Origin of the sequence: Blautia sp. MSK.18.38 (assembly GCF_024460535.1) — a bacterium.
GTDB lineage: Bacteria > Bacillota > Clostridia > Lachnospirales > Lachnospiraceae > Blautia_A > Blautia_A fusiformis.
Map to the genome: position 1 here is coordinate 1 of NZ_JANFYP010000101.1, position 340 is coordinate 340.

The following is a 340-nucleotide window of genomic DNA, read 5'->3' on the forward strand; positions in this document are numbered from 1 at the left end:
TAATATTCGTAGTACACTCTGTTTTTCTCTTTGACCGCTTTGTAGTAGTTCGTGTGATAAAGTTCTCCGTACTGCATTCGATTTTTTAACTGCTCTTTCCGGGCATTGCGGAAAATCTCTACCAGCGTATCTCCAAAATCAACAATCCTCACTTTTTTCCGCTTGGTTGGTCCGATGATATATTTGCGCTTTGAGCCATCGTATCGGATGCTACGTCTTATGGTAAGGCATTGTTCTTCCAGATTTACGTCCTGCCACGCCAAACCACAGGCTTCTCCAATACGAAGCCCGGCATAATAGGCTATCTGGATTGGAAGTATTGCGGCTGGGTTCTTTTTTT

The 340-nt window shown here is 43.5% G+C and carries 1 protein-coding gene; it reads right to left on the reverse strand.

All coding sequences use genetic code 11. The annotated features are described in order from the left end of the window. The coding region (locus tag NE638_RS17925; protein ID WP_173746894.1) for a tyrosine-type recombinase/integrase at positions 1 to 340 on the reverse strand (340 nt) is incomplete at both ends.